Source organism: Burkholderia sp. Tr-20390, assembly GCF_017104595.1.
GTDB lineage: Bacteria > Pseudomonadota > Gammaproteobacteria > Burkholderiales > Burkholderiaceae > Burkholderia.
Genome location: NZ_JAAGPC010000033.1, coordinates 1 through 16826, shown reverse-complemented (window position 1 = coordinate 16826; position 16826 = coordinate 1). Strand labels below are relative to the sequence as shown.

12 protein-coding genes and 1 pseudogene are annotated in these 16826 nt (G+C 67.2%); 10 read left to right on the top strand and 3 right to left on the bottom strand.

What is annotated here, in order from left to right:
• Nucleotides 1-4 precede the first annotated feature (4 nt).
• Complete coding sequence (locus tag G3N98_RS12115; RefSeq protein WP_277396898.1) at nucleotides 5-1666, top strand: serine hydrolase domain-containing protein; 1662 nt, start codon at nucleotides 5-7, stop codon at nucleotides 1664-1666.
• 33 nt (nucleotides 1667-1699) lie between these two features.
• Here G3N98_RS12115 and G3N98_RS12110 read toward each other — a convergent pair whose 3' ends face one another.
• Both G3N98_RS12110 and G3N98_RS12105 read right to left on the bottom strand, forming a co-directional pair.
• Entirely contained in the window at nucleotides 1700-3166 is a 1467-nt protein-coding gene (locus G3N98_RS12110) for a M81 family metallopeptidase (protein ID WP_206148313.1), read from the bottom strand.
• Between the two features lie 127 nt (nucleotides 3167-3293).
• Nucleotides 3294-4286: an ATP-binding protein gene (locus tag G3N98_RS12105; protein ID WP_089472467.1), complete on the bottom strand. Its 993-nt coding sequence runs from the start codon at nucleotides 4284-4286 to the stop codon at nucleotides 3294-3296.
• Nucleotides 4287-4655: 369 nt separating this feature from the next.
• Between G3N98_RS12105 and G3N98_RS12100 the strand changes: the two genes are divergently transcribed.
• The 9 genes from G3N98_RS12100 (at nucleotide 4656) to G3N98_RS12060 (ending at nucleotide 16583) form a co-directional block, all read left to right on the top strand.
• Nucleotides 4656-6929 (top strand): TonB-dependent receptor, encoded by a 2274-nt coding sequence (locus G3N98_RS12100; protein WP_241025878.1) that lies wholly within the window; start codon nucleotides 4656-4658, stop codon nucleotides 6927-6929.
• 18 nt (nucleotides 6930-6947) lie between these two features.
• Nucleotides 6948-8591 (top strand): serine hydrolase domain-containing protein, encoded by a 1644-nt coding sequence (locus tag G3N98_RS12095; RefSeq protein WP_206148311.1) that lies wholly within the window; start codon nucleotides 6948-6950, stop codon nucleotides 8589-8591.
• A gap of 769 nt (nucleotides 8592-9360) precedes the next feature.
• Entirely contained in the window at nucleotides 9361-10386 is a 1026-nt protein-coding gene (locus tag G3N98_RS12090; protein ID WP_206148310.1) for a substrate-binding domain-containing protein, read from the top strand.
• A 67-nt stretch (nucleotides 10387-10453) separates the two neighbouring features.
• Nucleotides 10454-11482, top strand: coding sequence for an ABC transporter substrate-binding protein (locus tag G3N98_RS12085; RefSeq protein WP_089424931.1), 1029 nt, complete (start codon nucleotides 10454-10456; stop codon nucleotides 11480-11482).
• A gap of 17 nt (nucleotides 11483-11499) precedes the next feature.
• On the top strand, nucleotides 11500-12324 hold the full coding sequence (locus G3N98_RS12080; protein ID WP_089430828.1) for an ABC transporter permease: 825 nt from the start codon (nucleotides 11500-11502) through the stop codon (nucleotides 12322-12324).
• A gap of 10 nt (nucleotides 12325-12334) precedes the next feature.
• A complete protein-coding gene (locus G3N98_RS12075; protein ID WP_206148309.1) occupies nucleotides 12335-13237 on the top strand; it encodes an ABC transporter permease subunit in 903 nt (300 codons plus the stop codon).
• A gap of 13 nt (nucleotides 13238-13250) precedes the next feature.
• Complete coding sequence (locus tag G3N98_RS12070) at nucleotides 13251-14282, top strand: ABC transporter ATP-binding protein (protein ID WP_206148308.1); 1032 nt, start codon at nucleotides 13251-13253, stop codon at nucleotides 14280-14282.
• Between the two features lie 84 nt (nucleotides 14283-14366).
• Nucleotides 14367-15191 carry a phosphodiesterase gene (locus G3N98_RS12065; protein WP_206148307.1) on the top strand — a complete coding sequence of 275 codons (825 nt, stop codon included), beginning with the start codon at nucleotides 14367-14369 and terminating at the stop codon, nucleotides 15189-15191.
• Between the two features lie 192 nt (nucleotides 15192-15383).
• Nucleotides 15384-16583 carry an MFS transporter gene (locus G3N98_RS12060; protein ID WP_206148306.1) on the top strand — a complete coding sequence of 400 codons (1200 nt, stop codon included), beginning with the start codon at nucleotides 15384-15386 and terminating at the stop codon, nucleotides 16581-16583.
• Nucleotides 16584-16604: 21 nt separating this feature from the next.
• On the opposite strand, the pseudogene G3N98_RS12055 reads toward G3N98_RS12060, so the two are convergent.
• Nucleotides 16605-16826 (bottom strand): annotated as a pseudogene (locus G3N98_RS12055) (multidrug DMT transporter permease); the annotation flags it as partial.

The window sequence follows — 16826 nt, the reverse complement described above, 5'->3', positions numbered from 1 at the left end:
CGACATGACATCCGACTCATCCACCACGACGACGCAGCTCGACACGCTGTTCGCGCGTTATCACCGCGCCGACGCACCCGGATTGATCGCCGGCATCGTGCATCGCGACCAACTGCTGTATCGGCGTGCGTTCGGCCTGGCCAGCCTCGAACACGGCATCGCCAACACGCCGGCCACCCGCATGCGCATCGGCTCGGTCAGCAAGCATGTCACTTGCCTCGCCGTGCTGCTCCTGTGCGAGCGCGGCGCGCTCGACGCCGATGCCCCCATCGGCACATATCTGCCGGAACTACCGCCTGCCGCGGGCCGACCGACGCTGCGGCAATTGATGTCGCATCGCGGCGGGCAGCGATGCGCACTGGACCTGGCGCTCCTGACGCAGGGTCTCGCGATGTCGCCGCCTGGCGCGTTCCTCGCATCGCAGCAACGTCAACACGACGAAAATTTTCCGCCGGGAGAACGCATGATGTATTCGAACGGCGGCTATCACCTGCTTTCGCTTGCCGTCGAACGTGCGAGCGGGATGCCGTTCGACGCGTTCCTCGCGACCCATATTTTCGCGCCCTTGCTCATGCATGACACCGCGTGCGTGCCCAACGACATGACGATCGAGCACGGCATCGCGACGATGCATGTGCCTGACAGCATGGGCGGATTCCGGCGCGGCATCTTTCCGACGTGGGAACTGCTCGGCGAAGGCTCGATCGTCTCGACCGTCGACGACATGCTGCGATGGACCGCGCACCTGCGATGCAGCGAGAAGATCGTCGGCAACGCCGACACCTGGCGCCAGATGCTGGCGTTGCCCGTATTCTCCAGCGGTCTGCGTAGTCAATACTCCCTCGGTCTCACGCAGAGCACCTATCGAGGTGTCGAGCTGATACAGCATTCCGGTGGCGTCGTAGGTGGAACTTGCCAGATGCTGGTATCGGTGGCACATGGGCTCGACGTCGTATTGCTCAGCAACGGCGCGCTCGACGCACCGCTCGAACTGTCGAAGCGTGTGGTCGATATCGTGCTGGCGGACGAGCTGGATGGCGATGGCCCGCCTGTCGCGGCGCGCGCCGCAGATCACGCAGCACGCCTTGGCCGCTACCGGTCGGCCCGCAGCGGCGCCGTGTATGCACTGGAGGATCATGAAGGCGCGCTGGTATTGGCGGGCCCCCTTTGCCCCAGACGCCCGATGACGCTCTACGACAGCGCCGATGAACTGAACGACGTCCAGGTCGAAGCGAGCGGCGACGGCCTGCTGGCGCTGCGATGGGGATCGTCCTGCATACCGAACGATCTCTCCAGCCTGCGCATCGTGCATTGCGGTCACGTCGACACGTTCGCACGCGTCGGCGAACCGCCCGCGATGACGCCGGATCTCGTCGCCGCGATGTCCGGCGTATTCACAAGCCACGACGCCGATGCCCACGCGATCATTCGGCTCGACAACGAAGCCCTCGTTCTTCGCCTGCACGGCGCGGTGGGCCGTTGCGACTACCGCCTCACGCCATTGGCCCACGATGCTTTCGAACTGGTGCCGATCGATCCAGTGAACATCACGACCGGAATGCTTACGTTGACGCGCGACGCAACGCGCGGCGACATGACCGGCTTTCGCGTCGATACGCCGCGCACCCGGCATCTGGCCTTCACACGGGTACACGCCGGCGCCTGACGCTGGCCGGCGTCGGTTGACGCCGGCACGTATTCACTTCACCGACGCAAACGGATTCGACACGCGCGGCCAGTAGTTGAGGTCGCGAAGCCGATAGTCCAGTTCGGCGAAGTTCATCGAGAGCGCCCCTGGCGCGGCGATATGGAAGACGGCCTTCGAACGCGGCGCGAAGTCGGTCTGGAAATGCTGCGTCGATTTCACGACCACCCCCTTCTTGCCGGCGAAGTCGATGCCAAGGCCGGTGAATGCGTCCACGCCGAGCACCTGGGTGCGAACCGATATCAGCGCGATGTCGAGCCCGTTGTCCGCTTCCACCCATACCGCCCGGCCGAGCGGTTGCTCGAGGCCCATGATGCTTTGCGTATGCCGCTCGACCACGTTGCGGACGGTGACGCGCAGGTCCACCGGATCTCCGGAGTACACACTGCATTTGCCGCCGATGCGCAGATTCAGCGTGGCCCCGACACCCGCGTCCTTGCAGATCTGAATGGCGCCGAGATCCCAGAAACACCCGATCGCAACGTTGGCAATCCGTCGCTCGACCACGCGACGCAGAATGAACGTGCTGTCGCACGGCGCGCCGCCGCCGGGATTGTCCGCGACATCCGCCAGCACGACCGGGCCGCCCTCGACCGCCAGCGCGCGATCCAGCCCGGCATCGATATCGAGCCAAGCGGGGCGTGTCGCGTCGCGCAACGCCCAGAACTCGCGCGCCAGTTGCGCCGCCAGCGCGTCGGCCTTGGCGAGATCGTCGTCCGTCACCACCCAGAGTTTCGCGCCGGCTTCCGGCACGTCGCCCCATGGGAACCCGTGGCCGAGCGATACCGACAGCACGCCGTCGCGCCCTTCGAACGACTGCATGCGCCGGACGAACCCCGCCATCGGTTCGCGGGTGGTGTGCCAGGCGCCGACCATCCGGCAGTCGAACACGCCGATCGTCGGACGGATGCGTCCGGCAGCCATATCGAGCGTGAGCCGATAGGCGTCGCGCGCCCGATCGACGGCGTCGATATGCGGATACTCCTTGTAAGCGATCAGCACATCGGCCGACGCCTTCATCAATTGCGTGAAATGACAATGCGGGTCGAGCGTGACCGAGATCGGAACGTCGGGGCCAACAATGGCGCGCACGCCGGCGAGCAGGTCGCCTTCGCAATCGTCGTAGCCCTCCGCCACCATCGCGCCGTGCAGCAGCAGAATCACGGCATCCAGCGGCAAGGCGGCCTTTACGCCGTCGAGCATTTCGTCCCTCAGGGACTCGTAGACCGCGCGAATCGTGCGGCCGGACGGCTGGGCTTCGGCACACAGGCCTTCGACGATGTCGTGACCGTCGGCCTGCGCGAGGCGCCGCACTTCCGCGAGCACGTGCCCCACGCCGTCGGGCTCGCGCACACTCGCTTCGCCGTGAAAGATCGTGTTCTCTTCGAAGCCGCCCCATCCGGTCGGGCACGGGGCAAAGGTATTGGTTTCCGTCGAAAGCTGAGCCGTGAATATCTTCATGACGAGGTCTGCCGAATGGGAGTGAAGGACGTGAATCGACTATAAGCACCCGCCATTTCCGCTTTGTGAGCAGTCTGTATCAAGCGTGAAACAGAGCAGCGCCAACGGTCGCTCCGGGCCCTTCTCCCTATCGACGCGGCAACGTGACCTGTGCGACCAGCCCGCCTTCCGGACCGTTGCGCAACACCAGTTCCCCGCCGTGACGCTTCACGACGTCGTTCGCGATGGCGAGGCCCAGCCCCGTCCCGCCCGTGTTCCGGTTGCGAGAGCTTTCCACCCGGTAGAACGGCTCCAGCGCGCGCTCCAGTTGCGACTCCGGGATGCCCGGGCCGTGATCGACGATCTGGATCCGCACGCACGACGGTGCGTCGATCAGGCGGATGTGCGCGTCTTCACCGTATCGAATCGCGTTGGCGACCAGATTCGTCAGGCAGCGCTTGAGGCCCAGCGGCTGCGCCGAGATCGGCGGCACCTCACCACTGATCGTCACTTTTTGACCGTGTTCGGCCGCATCTTCCGCGATGGCATCCACCAGTGCATTGATATCGACCGGACTGAATTCCTCGACCACCTCTTCATTGCGCAGGAACGACAGGGTGGCTTCCAGAAGCTGCGTCATCTCGTCGATGTCGTCCCTGATCCGTTCGCTCAATTCGGCATCCTGAGCGGAGCGAAGACGCAGCTTCATGCGCGTCAGCGGCGTGCGCAAATCGTGTGATACAGCGGCGAGAAAGCGGTTGCGCTCACTCATTTGCCGCCGCAGCGAGGCCTGCATCGTGTTGAACACGCTGGCGGCCTGACGTGCCTCGACAGGACCGATTTCCCGGATGGGCGGCGCATCGATATTCCTCGACAGCTCGGCGGCTCCGACGGCCAGCGTTCGGAACGGGGCGGCCAGCATGCGCGCGCCGATCCAGGACGAGATCAGCGCGGGCATCACCTGGATCATCACCGCGGCGCCCCACTGCAACGCCGCGCTCATCCCGGGCGGCGGCTTGAAGGGCGCGGTGCTGTAGAGCTTGAAGAGCAGCAGGCCGGCACTGATCTGCATCACGAGGATGATCGAGATCATCACGAAGAACAGGCGATAGAAAGCCGAATCGAAGCGGGGTTTGTGCATGGTCCTGGCCAACGGCGAGCGATGGCGTCGATTATCGCCCGTGAATGTAGGGGCCATGTGAGCCCTTTATTGCAAACCCGCAACAAGTCTTCGTCCCGGTTTTGCGCCGCGTCGGCCGGCGTGGCGGCCCCGCTCCGTCATCGATCGTTTGTATCAGCACCGATACAAACGCCACATGAACCAGAAATAACCGGCACTTACCGTTCACCCTGAGTTGCGCTACACGGCATCGCGTTCAGTCGATTGCAAAACCAGGAGGAGACAATGGTGAGGATGAAAAACCGGACGAAGCACGCGGCGGTTTCGGTAACGCCACCGCTGCGGCACGGCAGACGTTACGCTCCGCTCTTCGTCGGCCCCGTATTCGGGTTGGCATCGTTGGGCGTGCACGCGCAGGAACAGGCGCACACACCGGCGACGACGCAGCAGGTCGCCGCGCCTGATGCGGCGTCCACCGCGACGCCTGCCGCCGCGCCCGGCGCCGCGGCGCCGAATACCCCTCCGGCCGAGGTGACGAAGGTGCAAGGCAACGGTGGCGCGACGCTCAATACCGTCGTGGTGACCGCGACACGCCGACGCGAACCGGCTCGCGAAGTCCCCATGCAGGTCAATGTATTGTCGGCCGACGAGCTGCAGAAGAGCGGCGCGAAAACGATGTCCGACTTCCTGTCCTCGGAGCCGGGCGTCGACCTGAACGCCAGCGGCGGCAGCGGGTCGGGGCAGGTCAGTATTCGCGGCGTGACGACCGGTGTGCAGACGGGGCCGACGGTCGGCATGTACGTCGACGACGTCGCGTTCGGCGGCAGCACGCTGTTCTCCCAAAGCGCGACGTTCTCGCTCGACATGAGCCTGCTCGACCTCAACCACGTCGAAATCCTGCGAGGTCCGCAGGGCACGTTGTATGGCGCGGGTGCGATGGGCGGCTTGCTGAAATACGTGACCAACGAACCGGACCCGAGTCAGTTTTCCGGGCAAGTCGGCACCGGCGTAGCGGGAACGGCGCATGGCGGGGTGAGCGGGACGGCCAACGCCGCGTTGAATATCCCGCTGAAGACCGACGTTGCCGCGCTGCGCGTCTCCGTGTTCGGGCAGCACGATGGCGGGTATGTCGACGCCGCGGGCCCCAAGGCGGACACCCACATCGATCGCGGCGACACCTACGGCGCTCGCGCGTCGTTGCTGCTGACGCCGACCCGGGATCTGACGGTCCGGCTGACCGCGCTCTCGCAAAACATCAATCGCAACGATCCGAACTACGTTGAATACGGCGCCGACGGCAAGCCGGTCTGGGGGGACCTGACCACGCGACAGTTCGCCCAGCAGCCCTTTCATCAAAACATCCAGCTCTATTCGGCCGGGATCGAATACGAGCTCGGCTGGGCGCGCCTGAACTCGATCACGTCGTATCAAAGGATCAACACGAGTGCGCCGCAGGACCTGACCGGTGTCTACGGGCCGCTATTTGCCGCCCAGGGGCTGAACCTGGGTTCGGTGGTCGCCAAGGACGTGGCCACCACGAACAAGGTGACCCAGGAGTTTCGCCTGACGTCGCCGGGCAACCAGCGACTCGAATGGCTGGCCGGCCTCTTCTATACGCACGAGCGCAGCCATTCGAGCGAAGGCTTTCTGACGACCTTGCCCGACGGCTCGCCCGGCCCGGACCTGTCGGAGCTCCAGGCGCCCAGCACGTACAACGAGTACGCGGCCTACGGCGACCTGACTTATCACCTGACGCCGCGCCTTTCGCTGACCGGCGGCGTCCGGATCGCCCACAATACCCAGACGTACGAACAGACGACCTACGGCACGCTCGCCGGCCCGACCCAGACCATCTCGGCACCGTCGTCGGACACCAGCAAGACCTACATGTTCACCGCGCGCTATGCGCTGACCGCCAACAGCAATGCGTATGTCCGCATCGCCAGCGGATACCGGCCCGGCGGCCCGAATGCGCTGCTGATCGATCCGCTCACCGGCATGCGCGCAGCGGGCAGCCCGACCTTCGCGCCCGACACGCTGTGGAGCTATGAGGCGGGCTACAAGGCCGACCTGCTCGACAAGCGGCTGTCGCTGGAAACGTCGGTCTACGACATCGAGTGGAAGAACATCCAGCAGCTCGGCACGGTCGATGGCGTCAACCAGGTCATCAACGCCGGCAACGCGCGCATCAAGGGCCTGGAGTTTTCCGGCACGTTCCGCCCCACCCCGCACTGGAACTTCAGCGCGAACCTGTCGCTCATCGACGCCAGCCTGACGAGCGGCAACGCTAACGCGGGGACGACGGCGGGCGCGCCGTTGCCGAACTCGGCCAAGGTCGCCGCCACGCTCTCGGGCACCTATCTGTTCAGCGCACACGGCTATCCGTCGTATGCGGGTGTGACCCAACGTTTTGTCGGCCGACGTCATAGCGGGTTCGACGCCAGCTCGGGCCGGCCGGATTATCCGTTGCCGGGCTACGCGATCACGGATCTGCAGGCGGGCGTGGATTTCAGGAAGTTCAGCCTGGCGTTCTATGTTCGCAACCTGTTCGACCGTCGCGCGTTGATCGCGGCCGGCACGTCGCTGATACCGATGGGCGGCCCGGCGCTCGTCAGCGTGATTCAGCCCCGCACGATCGGCGCGGCGCTGACCGTTCCGTTCTAAATCATAGGGATACCTAAAATGACTCAAGCATCGCACGACATCGTCGAGCAACTGGACACCCTTTTCGACCGCTTCAACAAGAGCGACGAACCCGGCCTCGTCGTGGCCGTCGCGCATCGAGGCGAAGTGCTCTACCGGCGAGGCTTCGGCATGGCAAGCCTGGAACACGGCGTCGCCAATACGCCGGCCACGCGCTTGCGCATCGGCTCGACGAGCAAACACTTCACGTGCCTTGCCGCGCTCCTGCTCGCCGAAGACGGCAAGCTCGACGTCGACGCCGGGATCCGCACGTACCTGCCCGAGCTGCCGCTGCTCGCAGGCGACCCCAGCCTGCGGCAGTTGATGACGCATACGGGCGGCTACCGCTGCTATCTCGATCTCACGCTGCTCGCGCAAGGCGTCGCGACGTTGCCGCGTGGCGGCGTGCTGGCGGCGCAAGTCCGGCAACGCGACGTCAATTTTCCGCCGGGCGAGCGGATGATCTACTGCAACGGCGGATATCACCTGCTGTCGCTCGCGATCGAGCGGGTCAGCGGCATCCCCTTCGAGACCTTTCTGAAGGCGCGCATCTTCGACGTGATGGGCATGGTCGACACGGAATCGGTCGCCGACGACATGCGCATTCGCCCGCGCATGGCGACCCAGCATGTGCCGGATGGAAAAGGCGGATTCATGCGCGGCCTCTTTCCGACGTGGGAAGTGCTCGGCGAAGGCGGGATCGTGTCGACGGTCGACGACATGCTGCGCTGGCTCGCGCATCTGCGCGGCCCCAAGCGGGTCGGCAGCGAAGCAAGCTGGCGCCAGATGCTGACCCGACCGCACTATTCGAGCGGCGCGGAAGGCGTCTACGCGCTCGGGCTGATGCTCACACCCCATCGCGACGTGGAGGTGCTGCACCATGCCGGCGGGGTGTTCGGTGGGTCTTGTCAGATGTTGACGGTGGCCGAGCACGCACTGGACGTCATCATTCTCACGAACGGCGCGGCAGTCAATCCGGTTGAAGTGGCCACGCAGATAGTCGATATCGTTCTGGGCGACGTCGTCCTTGGCGCGAAGCCCGCCGCGCCGTTGCCGACGGCAGGGCACGAAACCTTGCTCGGCAGGTACCACTCGCGTACGTCCGGGACGTATTGCGTGATCGGCGATCACGACGGGCAGCTCAACGCGAGCTTTCAGAACGTCCAGCAGATGCCCCAGGCGCTCATCGAGACGGAGGCCGGATTGCGGGTAGACGACGGGACAGGCAGAGCGCTGCTGATCAAACCTCGAGCGTCGACGGCGGCGGCTCGCGTGACGGCGATCGAGCTGGTGGACTGCGGTCACGCGGAGACGCTCGAGCGCTTGCCCGATCACGCGCCCTCGCTCTCCGATGCGTCGGCGGGCCTGGCGGGCGCGTATCACAGTCACGATGCCGCGGCACGTGCGACGATCGCCGTGACGAACGGTGAACTCACCCTCACCATGACCGGCGCCGCCGGCAGCGCCGGCTACCGGCTGGAACCGGTGGCCGACGACATTTTCACGTTCGACCCTGCTGGTCAGATGGCCGTCATGCACGGCGTCTTGACGGTGGAACGCTCGGGTCACGAGGTGACGCGCTTTCGCATCGACACGTCGCGCACGCGCAACCTGGACTTCGTGCGCGAGGGGCATGATTCGTAGGGATCGCGCCGCTGATGGCGGTGGCGTCGCCGTTCGGTCGTCGGTAACCACACCCGATGCCACGCCACAAAAACAAAAACCCGCGAGCGCATGGCTTCTCGCGGGCTTTCGTCCCTTCATCGAATCGCGCTGAAAGCGATCGTGGTGCCGGGGACCGGACTCGAACCGGCAAGCCAGTTAAGGCGGCGGATTTTCGTCACACTGCTTCTTTCAAAGCCGGCGTCGCGTGCGCGATGCCGTTCGTGCGCTGGACTATGCCTTCGCCGTCGCGCGCGGGCTTTACCTGCTGCCCATGCGCCTTAGGCGCCCCCCGTCTAGTCTCTACACCTTCCTCGCGGATGCCGCGAGGCTTGGCTCGGCGTTGCCTCGATGCGCGCATCAGGGGTTTCGCCGAATTTGAAGGGTTCTGCACCGACCGTTTCCGACCGGGCACTCAATCGTTTAAGTCCGCTATGTTTACCAATTTCATCACCCCGGCAAGAGGGCGGACGCGATTCTACCATTGCTTGCCCATGCGTTCCCTTATTCCGCGCCGCCGCATCACGCCCCCACGGATTCATCCGTTGTCGTCGACGCCGCCACACCGCCGCCAACGATTTCCTCCCGCGCCGCAGCATCCCCGATACAATCGAATCCGCGTCGTCCGACGGCCCTATCCGTCAGACGTTTGTGTCGTGCTTTTCGCGAAACAAGCGTCGCCTAAGTCATCGCGAAGTCACAAACGTTTTCGATAATTTTCCGGCCGAAAACGTTTACATCGCAAGCTTTCATGACCTCGACCATCAAGGACGTCGCTGCCCTCGCGGGCTTCTCGATCGCCACCGTTTCGCGCGCGATCAACGCCCCGCATACCGTCAGCCCCGCCACGCTGCAAACGATCCGCACCGCGATCGACACGCTGCAGTTCCGCCCGAGCCCGCTCGGCCGGCAACTGCGCGGCGAGCGCACGCGCCTCGTCGGCGTCGTCGTGCCGACGTTGTCGAACCCCGTGTTCGCCGACTGCCTGCAAGGCATCGACGAACTCGCGACCGCGGCCGGCTTCAAGCTGATCCTGATGACGACCGAATACGACGCGGCGCGCGAGCGCCACGCGATCGAGACGCTGCGCGAGCAGCGCGTCGAAGGGCTGATCCTCACCGTCGCCGATGCGGATACCCACCCGCTGCTCGACATGCTCGACCACGACGGCCCGCACTACGTGCTGATGCACAACGACACGCAGCGTCGCCCGTCGGTGTCGGTCGACAACCGCCGTGCCGCGTATGACGGCGTGCGGCTGCTGACCGCGCGCGGCCACCGCCGCGTGCTGATGCTGGCCGGCTCGCTCGCCGCGTCGGATCGCGCACGCCAGCGTCATCTTGGCTATGCGCAGGCCCTCGACGAAATCGGCGTCGCCACGCTGCCGCCGGTCGAAGTCGACTTCAACGCGCCCGAGCTGCCCGACGCGGTGCTCGCGCATCTCACCGCACACGCGACGCGCCCGACCGCGCTCTTCTGCAGCAACGACCTGCTCGCGATGGTCGTGATGCGCGGCCTGCGCCGCGCGGGCTTCTCGGTTCCCGACGACCTCTCGGTGCTCGGCTTCGACGGGATCGCGCTCGGCGAACTGCTCGCGCCGCCGCTCGCGAGCGTCGCGACGCCGAACCGCGACATCGGCCGCCACGCATGGCAGCGGCTCGTCGAATGCATCGGTGGCGCAGCGATCGAACGCACGTCGCTGATCCTGCCGCACGTAGTGCGCGACGGCGCAACAGTGGCGCCGCCGGCCACCGACCTGCAATTGCGCAAGGCCTGAACCCGCGCCGCGCACCCTGCACACCACCACCCCACCCCAGCGCCTCACCCTCGCCCGGAGACCTACCGTGTCCTTTCGCCTGACCTCGCTGCTGCGCGCGCTTGCAGCGCCCGTCGCCTGCGCCGCGCTCCTCGCCGGCGCGCCCGCCGCCCACGCCGACGAAACGGCGATCTGCTACAACTGCCCGCCGGAATGGGCCGACTGGGCCGCGCAGATCGCGGCGATCAAGCAGAAGACCGGCATCCGCGTGCCGTTCGACAACAAGAACTCGGGCCAGTCGATCGCGCAGCTGATCGCCGAGCAGAAGAGCCCGGTCGCCGACGTGGTCTACCTCGGCGTGTCGTCGGCGTTCCAGGCGAAGGACAAGGGCGTGATCGCGCCGTACAAGCCCGCGCACTGGAACGACATCCCCGCGAACCTGAAAGACCCGCAAGGCTACTGGTTCGCGATCCATTCGGGCACGCTCGGCTTCTTCGTGAACAAGGACGCGCTCGACGGCAAGCCGGTGCCGCGCTCGTGGGCCGATCTGCTGAAGCCGGAATACAAGGGCATGGTCGGCTATCTCGACCCGTCGAGTGCGTTCGTCGGCTATGCGGGCGCGGTGGCCGTGAACCAGGCGCTCGGCGGCAGCCTCGACAATTTCAAGCCGGCGCTCGACTGGTTCAGGAAGCTGAAGGCAAACGCACCGATCGTGCCGAAGCAGACCGCATACGCGCGCGTGCTGTCGGGTGAAATTCCGATCCTGCTCGACTACGACTTCGACGCGTATCGCGCGAAGTACAAGGACAGCGCGAACGTCGAGTTCGTGATTCCGAAGGAAGGCACGATCGCCGTGCCGTACGTGATGAGTCTCGTGAAGGGCGCCCCGCACGACGCGAACGGCAAGAAGGTGCTCGACTTCGTGTTGTCCGACGAAGGCCAGAAGCTGTGGGCCAACGCGTACCTGCGTCCGGTGCGCGCGCAGACGCTCGGCGCCGACATCGCATCGAAGTTCCTGCCGGCGAGCGAATATGCGCGTGCGAAACCGGTCGACTTCGGCAAGATGGCGGCCGGCCAGCAGGCATTCGGCCAGCAATACCTGCAAGTCATGCAGTAAGCGGCCGGACCTCATCGATGCTTGACCTGACTTTCCCGCTGCGCTGGCGCGTCGCGCTCGTCGCGCCGGCGCTCGCGGTGTTCGCCGCGTTCTGGCTGCTGCCGATGGCGGCACTCGTGCAGGTGTCCGCCGACGGCGCGTTCTTCCCGCACTACGCGGCGCTGCTCGGCAATGCGCGCTACATGAAGAGCCTCGGCGAGACCATCGCGCTGTCCGCGGGCGTCACGCTCGCGACGCTCGCGCTGTCGACGATCTCGGGCCTCCTGCTCGCACGCCGCGAATTCGCGGGCAAGCGCGTGCTGCTCGCGCTGCTCACGTTTCCGCTCGCGTTCCCGGGCGTCGTCGTCGGCTTCATGGTGATCATGCTCGCCGGCCGGCAGGGGCTGATCGGCATGCTGTCCGCGAAGCTCACCGGCGACAAGTGGGTCTTCGCGTACTCGGTCGCCGGGCTGTTCATCGGCTACCTGTACTTCTCGATTCCGCGCGTGATCGTCACCGTGATCGCGGCCGCGTCGAAGCTCGACGCGTCGCTCGAGGAAGCCGCGCGTTCGCTCGGCGCATCGCCGTGGCGCATCTTCGTCGACATCGTGCTGCCCGCGCTCGCGCCCGGGCTGATCGCAGCCGGCGCGATCTGCTTCGCGACCGCGATGGGCGCGTTCGGCACCGCGTTCACGCTCGCCACCGACCTGAACGTGCTGCCGATGACGATCTATACCGAGTTCACATTGAACGCGAACATCGCGACGGCGGCCGGCCTGTCGATCGTGCTCGGCATCGTCACCTGGGCCGTGCTCGCACTCGCACGCCGCTTCACCGGCCACACCGCCGCCGCCGCGGCCTGAGGATTCCTGCATGCAATCGCTTTCCGGCTCTTCCGCGCCGTCGCCGGCTCCCGCTCCCGCTCCCGTGCAGGCGAACGGCGTCGCCCGCCGCGCGCCGCGCGTCACCGGCGCGCGCGCGATCGCCGTGCTGCAATGGGGCGTCACGCTGCTGCTGTGTGCGTTCCTGATCGTGCCCGTCGTGATGTCGGTGCTCGCGGGCCTCACCGTCAACTATTTCCGCGGCCTGTCGAGCGGCCTCACGCTGCGCTGGCTCGAACAGGTGTGGCAGCAGTATCACGGGTCGGTCGCGCTGTCGCTTTACGTGGCCTTCGCGACGCTCGCGATCGTGCTTGCGGTCGGCGTGCCGGCCGGCTACGCGCTCGCGCGCAGCAAGAGCCGCGCCGCGCGCGCGATCGAGGAGGCGCTCGTGCTGCCGGTCGCGCTGCCCGGCCTTGCATCGGCGCTCGCGCTGCTGGTCGTGTACGGCGGCTTCACCGCGTTCCGGATGAGCCTGTGGTTCATCGTCGTCGGCCACGTCGTGTTCACGCTGCCGTTCATGGTGCGCGCGGTGGCGGCCGTCGCGGCCGGCGCCGACCTGCGCACGCTCGAGGAAGGCGCGGCCAGCCTCGGTGCGTCGTTCGTCACGCGCTTCGTCACGATCGTGCTGCCGAACCTGCGCCCCGGCATCGTCGCGGGTGCGCTCGCGGTGCTCACGCTGTCGATCGGCGAATTCAACCTCACGTGGATGTTGCACACGCCCGACACCAAGACGCTGCCGGTCGGGCTCGCCGACACGTATGCGTCGCTGCGCCTCGAAGTCGGCAGCGCGTACACGATCCTGTTCCTGCTGATGACGCTGCCGCTGCTCGTCGCGATGCAGTGGCTCGGCGTCGATCCGTCCGGCACGCGGGCACTCAAGAAGCGCCCGCGCTGAATTTCTCGCAGACATGAAACTCGATTCCACTCCCATCACCCTGACCCGCTGCGCGAAGACGTTCCGCGGCACGCGCGTGCTCGAGCCGCTCGACCTGTCGATCGGCGCAGGCGAAACGCTCGTGCTGCTCGGGCCGTCGGGCTGCGGCAAGACCACGACGCTGCGCCTGATCGCGGGCCTCGACACGCCGGACGCCGGCGGCACGATCGCATTCGGCAACGACGACGTCACCGCGCTGCCGATCGAGCGCCGGCAAGTCGGCATGGTGTTCCAGAACTACGCGCTGTTTCCGAACCTGACGGTGCGCGGCAACGTCGGCTACGGGCTGAAGATCCGCAAGACCGAACCGCGCGCGCTGCGCGAACGTGTCGACGAGCTGCTCGCGATGATGCGGCTCGACGCGCATGCGGACAAGCCGATCGACCAGCTGTCGGGCGGCCAGCGCCAGCGCGTCGCACTGGCCCGCGCACTGGCGGTGCGGCCGCGCGTGCTGCTGCTCGACGAGCCGCTGACCGCGCTCGACGCGAAGCTGCGCGACACGCTGCGTCGCGAGATGAATGCGCTGCTGCGCGAACTCGGCGTGACGACGGTCTACGTGACCCACGACCAGGCCGAGGCGATGGAGCTCGGCGACCGGATCGTCGTGATGGGCGCGGGCCGCATCGAGCAGATCGGCACGCCGCGCGACATCTACTACCACCCGGCCAACCGCACGGTCGCGCAGTTCATCGGCACGCTGAACCGGCTCGCCGGGCAATGGCGCGACGGCACGCTGGTGACCACGGGCGGCGCGATCACGACGCCGCACGCCGCCGACGAGTGGTTCTTCCGCCCCGAGGATGCGCAACTCGCCGATCCCGCGCATGCGCCGCTGCGCGGCGCCGTGAGCGCATGCGCGTTTCTCGGCGAGCGCACGCGGCTCACGATCGAGCACGCGGCCCCCGACGCGCTCGTGATCGACGTGCCGGGCCGCATCGCGCTCGCACGCGGTACGGCGGTCGGCCTCACGGTCGCGCCCGAAGGCCTGATCGCGCTCGGCGCCTGATCCGTCCTTCCGGCATCATTCATGCAGCACCCCACCGCGGCGCACGACGCCGCGACAACAATCAGACAATTCCGAGGAACGACGATGCTGCTTGCTCAAATCAGCGATCTCCACATCAAGCGTCCGGGACAGCTCGCGTACCGGCGCGTCGACACCGCGGCCGCGCTCACGCGCTGCATCGAAAAACTGAACGCACTCGTGCCGCGCCCGGATGCGGTGCTCGTCACCGGCGACCTGACCGATTTCGGCCACGACGAGGAGTACGGCAACCTGCGCGGGCTGCTCGCCGCGCTCGAGATTCCGTACTACCTGATGATCGGCAATCACGACGACCGCGCCGGGCTGCGCCGCGCGTTCGCCGATCGCGCCGAGCTGCAGGCGGGCGAATTCGTGCAGTACGCGCTCGACATCGGCGCGGTGCGCGTGCTCGCGCTCGATTCGCAGGTGCCGGGCGCAAGCCATGGCGACCTGTGTGACGCACGGCTCGCCTGGCTCGCCGCGCAACTCGACGCGGCGCGCGACCGTCCGGTGATCGTCGCGCTGCATCACCCGCCGTTCGCGTCGGGCATCGGCCACATGGATAAGCTGCGCCTCGCGCCTGCGGCTTCCGCGAAACTCGACGCGCTGCTGCGCGGCCATCCGAACGTCGAGCGCGTGCTGTGCGGCCACGTGCATCGCACGATGTTCACGCGCTTCGGCGGCACGCTCGCCGCCGCGGTGCCGTCGCCCGCGCATCAGGTCGCATTCGACCTGCGGCCCGACGGGCCTTCCGCGTTCCGGCTGGAACCGCCGGCGTTCGCGGTCCATCACTATGTGCCCGATGCGGGGATGACGTCGCATCACGTGTATGTCGACGAAGGGGCCGGGCCCTATCCGTTCTATGAACCGACGGGTGAGCTGGTCGACTGACGGGTTGACGCACGCACGATGACGGGCAGCGGCCGGCCGGTTACACAGATTTGGCCGGTTTGGCCGATCTGCCCCCGGCCGGCAGGATTCCCGTCGCTCCGGTATGATCGGCAGCCTCGACGGCGCCCAGCCCGCCTGCGCACCCGACGCGTGCGCCGCGCGCTGCGCCGCCCCACTTCCGTTCGCGCAGCCATGTCCACCGCCTCCACCGACCGTCCGACCGACGCCGCCTCGCCCCACTATTCGCGCAGCCTGCTGGTGCTGCTCGCGACGATCGCGGGGGTGTCCGTCGCGAACATCTACTACAACCAGCCGCTGCTCGACAGCTTCCGCTCGGCGTTTCCCGACGGCGCCTCGTGGATCGGCGCGGTGCCGACCGCGACGCAGCTCGGCTATGCGGCCGGCATGTTCCTGCTCGCGCCGCTCGGCGACCGCTTCGACCGCCGCGGGCTGATCCTGATGCAGATCGCCGGCCTGTCGGTCGCGCTGATCGTCGCGGCCACCGCGCCGTCGCTGGCCGTGCTCGCCGTCGCGAGCCTCGCGATCGGCGTACTCGCGACGATCGCGCAACAGGCCGTGCCGTTTGCCGCCGAGATCGCGCCGCCGGCCGAACGCGGGCATGCGGTCGGCACCGTGATGAGCGGCCTGCTGCTCGGCATCCTGCTCGCGCGAACGGCCGCCGGCTTCGTCGCCGAGTATTTCGGCTGGCGCGCGGTATTCGCCGCGTCGGTCGCGGCGCTCGTCGCGCTCGCCGCCGTGATCGTGCTGCGGCTGCCGCGCAGCTCGCCGACGTCGACGCTGTCATACGGCAAGCTGCTCGGCTCGATGTGGCATCTGGCGGTCGAATTGCGCGGGCTGCGCGAGGCGTCGCTGACGGGTGCCGCGCTGTTCGCGGCATTCAGCGCGTTCTGGCCCGTGCTCACGCTGCTGCTCGCCGGCGCGCCGTTCCATCTCGGCCCGCAGGCCGCCGGCCTGTTCGGGATCGTCGGCGCGGCGGGTGCGCTCGCGGCACCGTACGCGGGCCGCTTCGCGGACAAGCGCGGCCCGCGCGCGATCATCTCGCTCGCGATCGCGCTGCTCGCGCTGTCGTTCGTGATCTTCGCGCTGTCGGGCTCGAGCCTCGTCGGGCTCGTGATCGGCGTGATCGTGCTGGACGTCGGCGTGCAGGCCGCGCAGATCTCGAACCAGTCGCGCATCTATGCGCTGAAGCCCGAGGCGCGCAGCCGCGTCAACACCGTGTACATGGTGTGCTATTTCATCGGCGGCGCACTCGGCTCGTCGGCCGGCGTCGCCGCATGGCACGCGTTCGGCTGGATCGGCATGTGTGCAACCGGGCTGGTGTTCACCGCGCTCGGGAGCTGGTTCCACCATCGCGGCGGCCGGCGCGACTGAGCGCGACCGGCCACGGCCGCGTCACGCGTCGGCGCGGGGTGCGGCCGGTTCGGCGGCGGGTGATGGAGCGAACGCCGGTGCCGGTTCGGCGATGGGCGGCGTGGCGAACGCCGGTGCCGGTTCAATGACCGCGGCAGGATCCATCACGGCAGCCGGCGTCGGCACGGCCAGCGGAACGGCGGAAGGTGCCAGGATCGGCGCCGCATCCGGCACCGCGATCTGTTCGGGCGCCGCTGCAGCCTG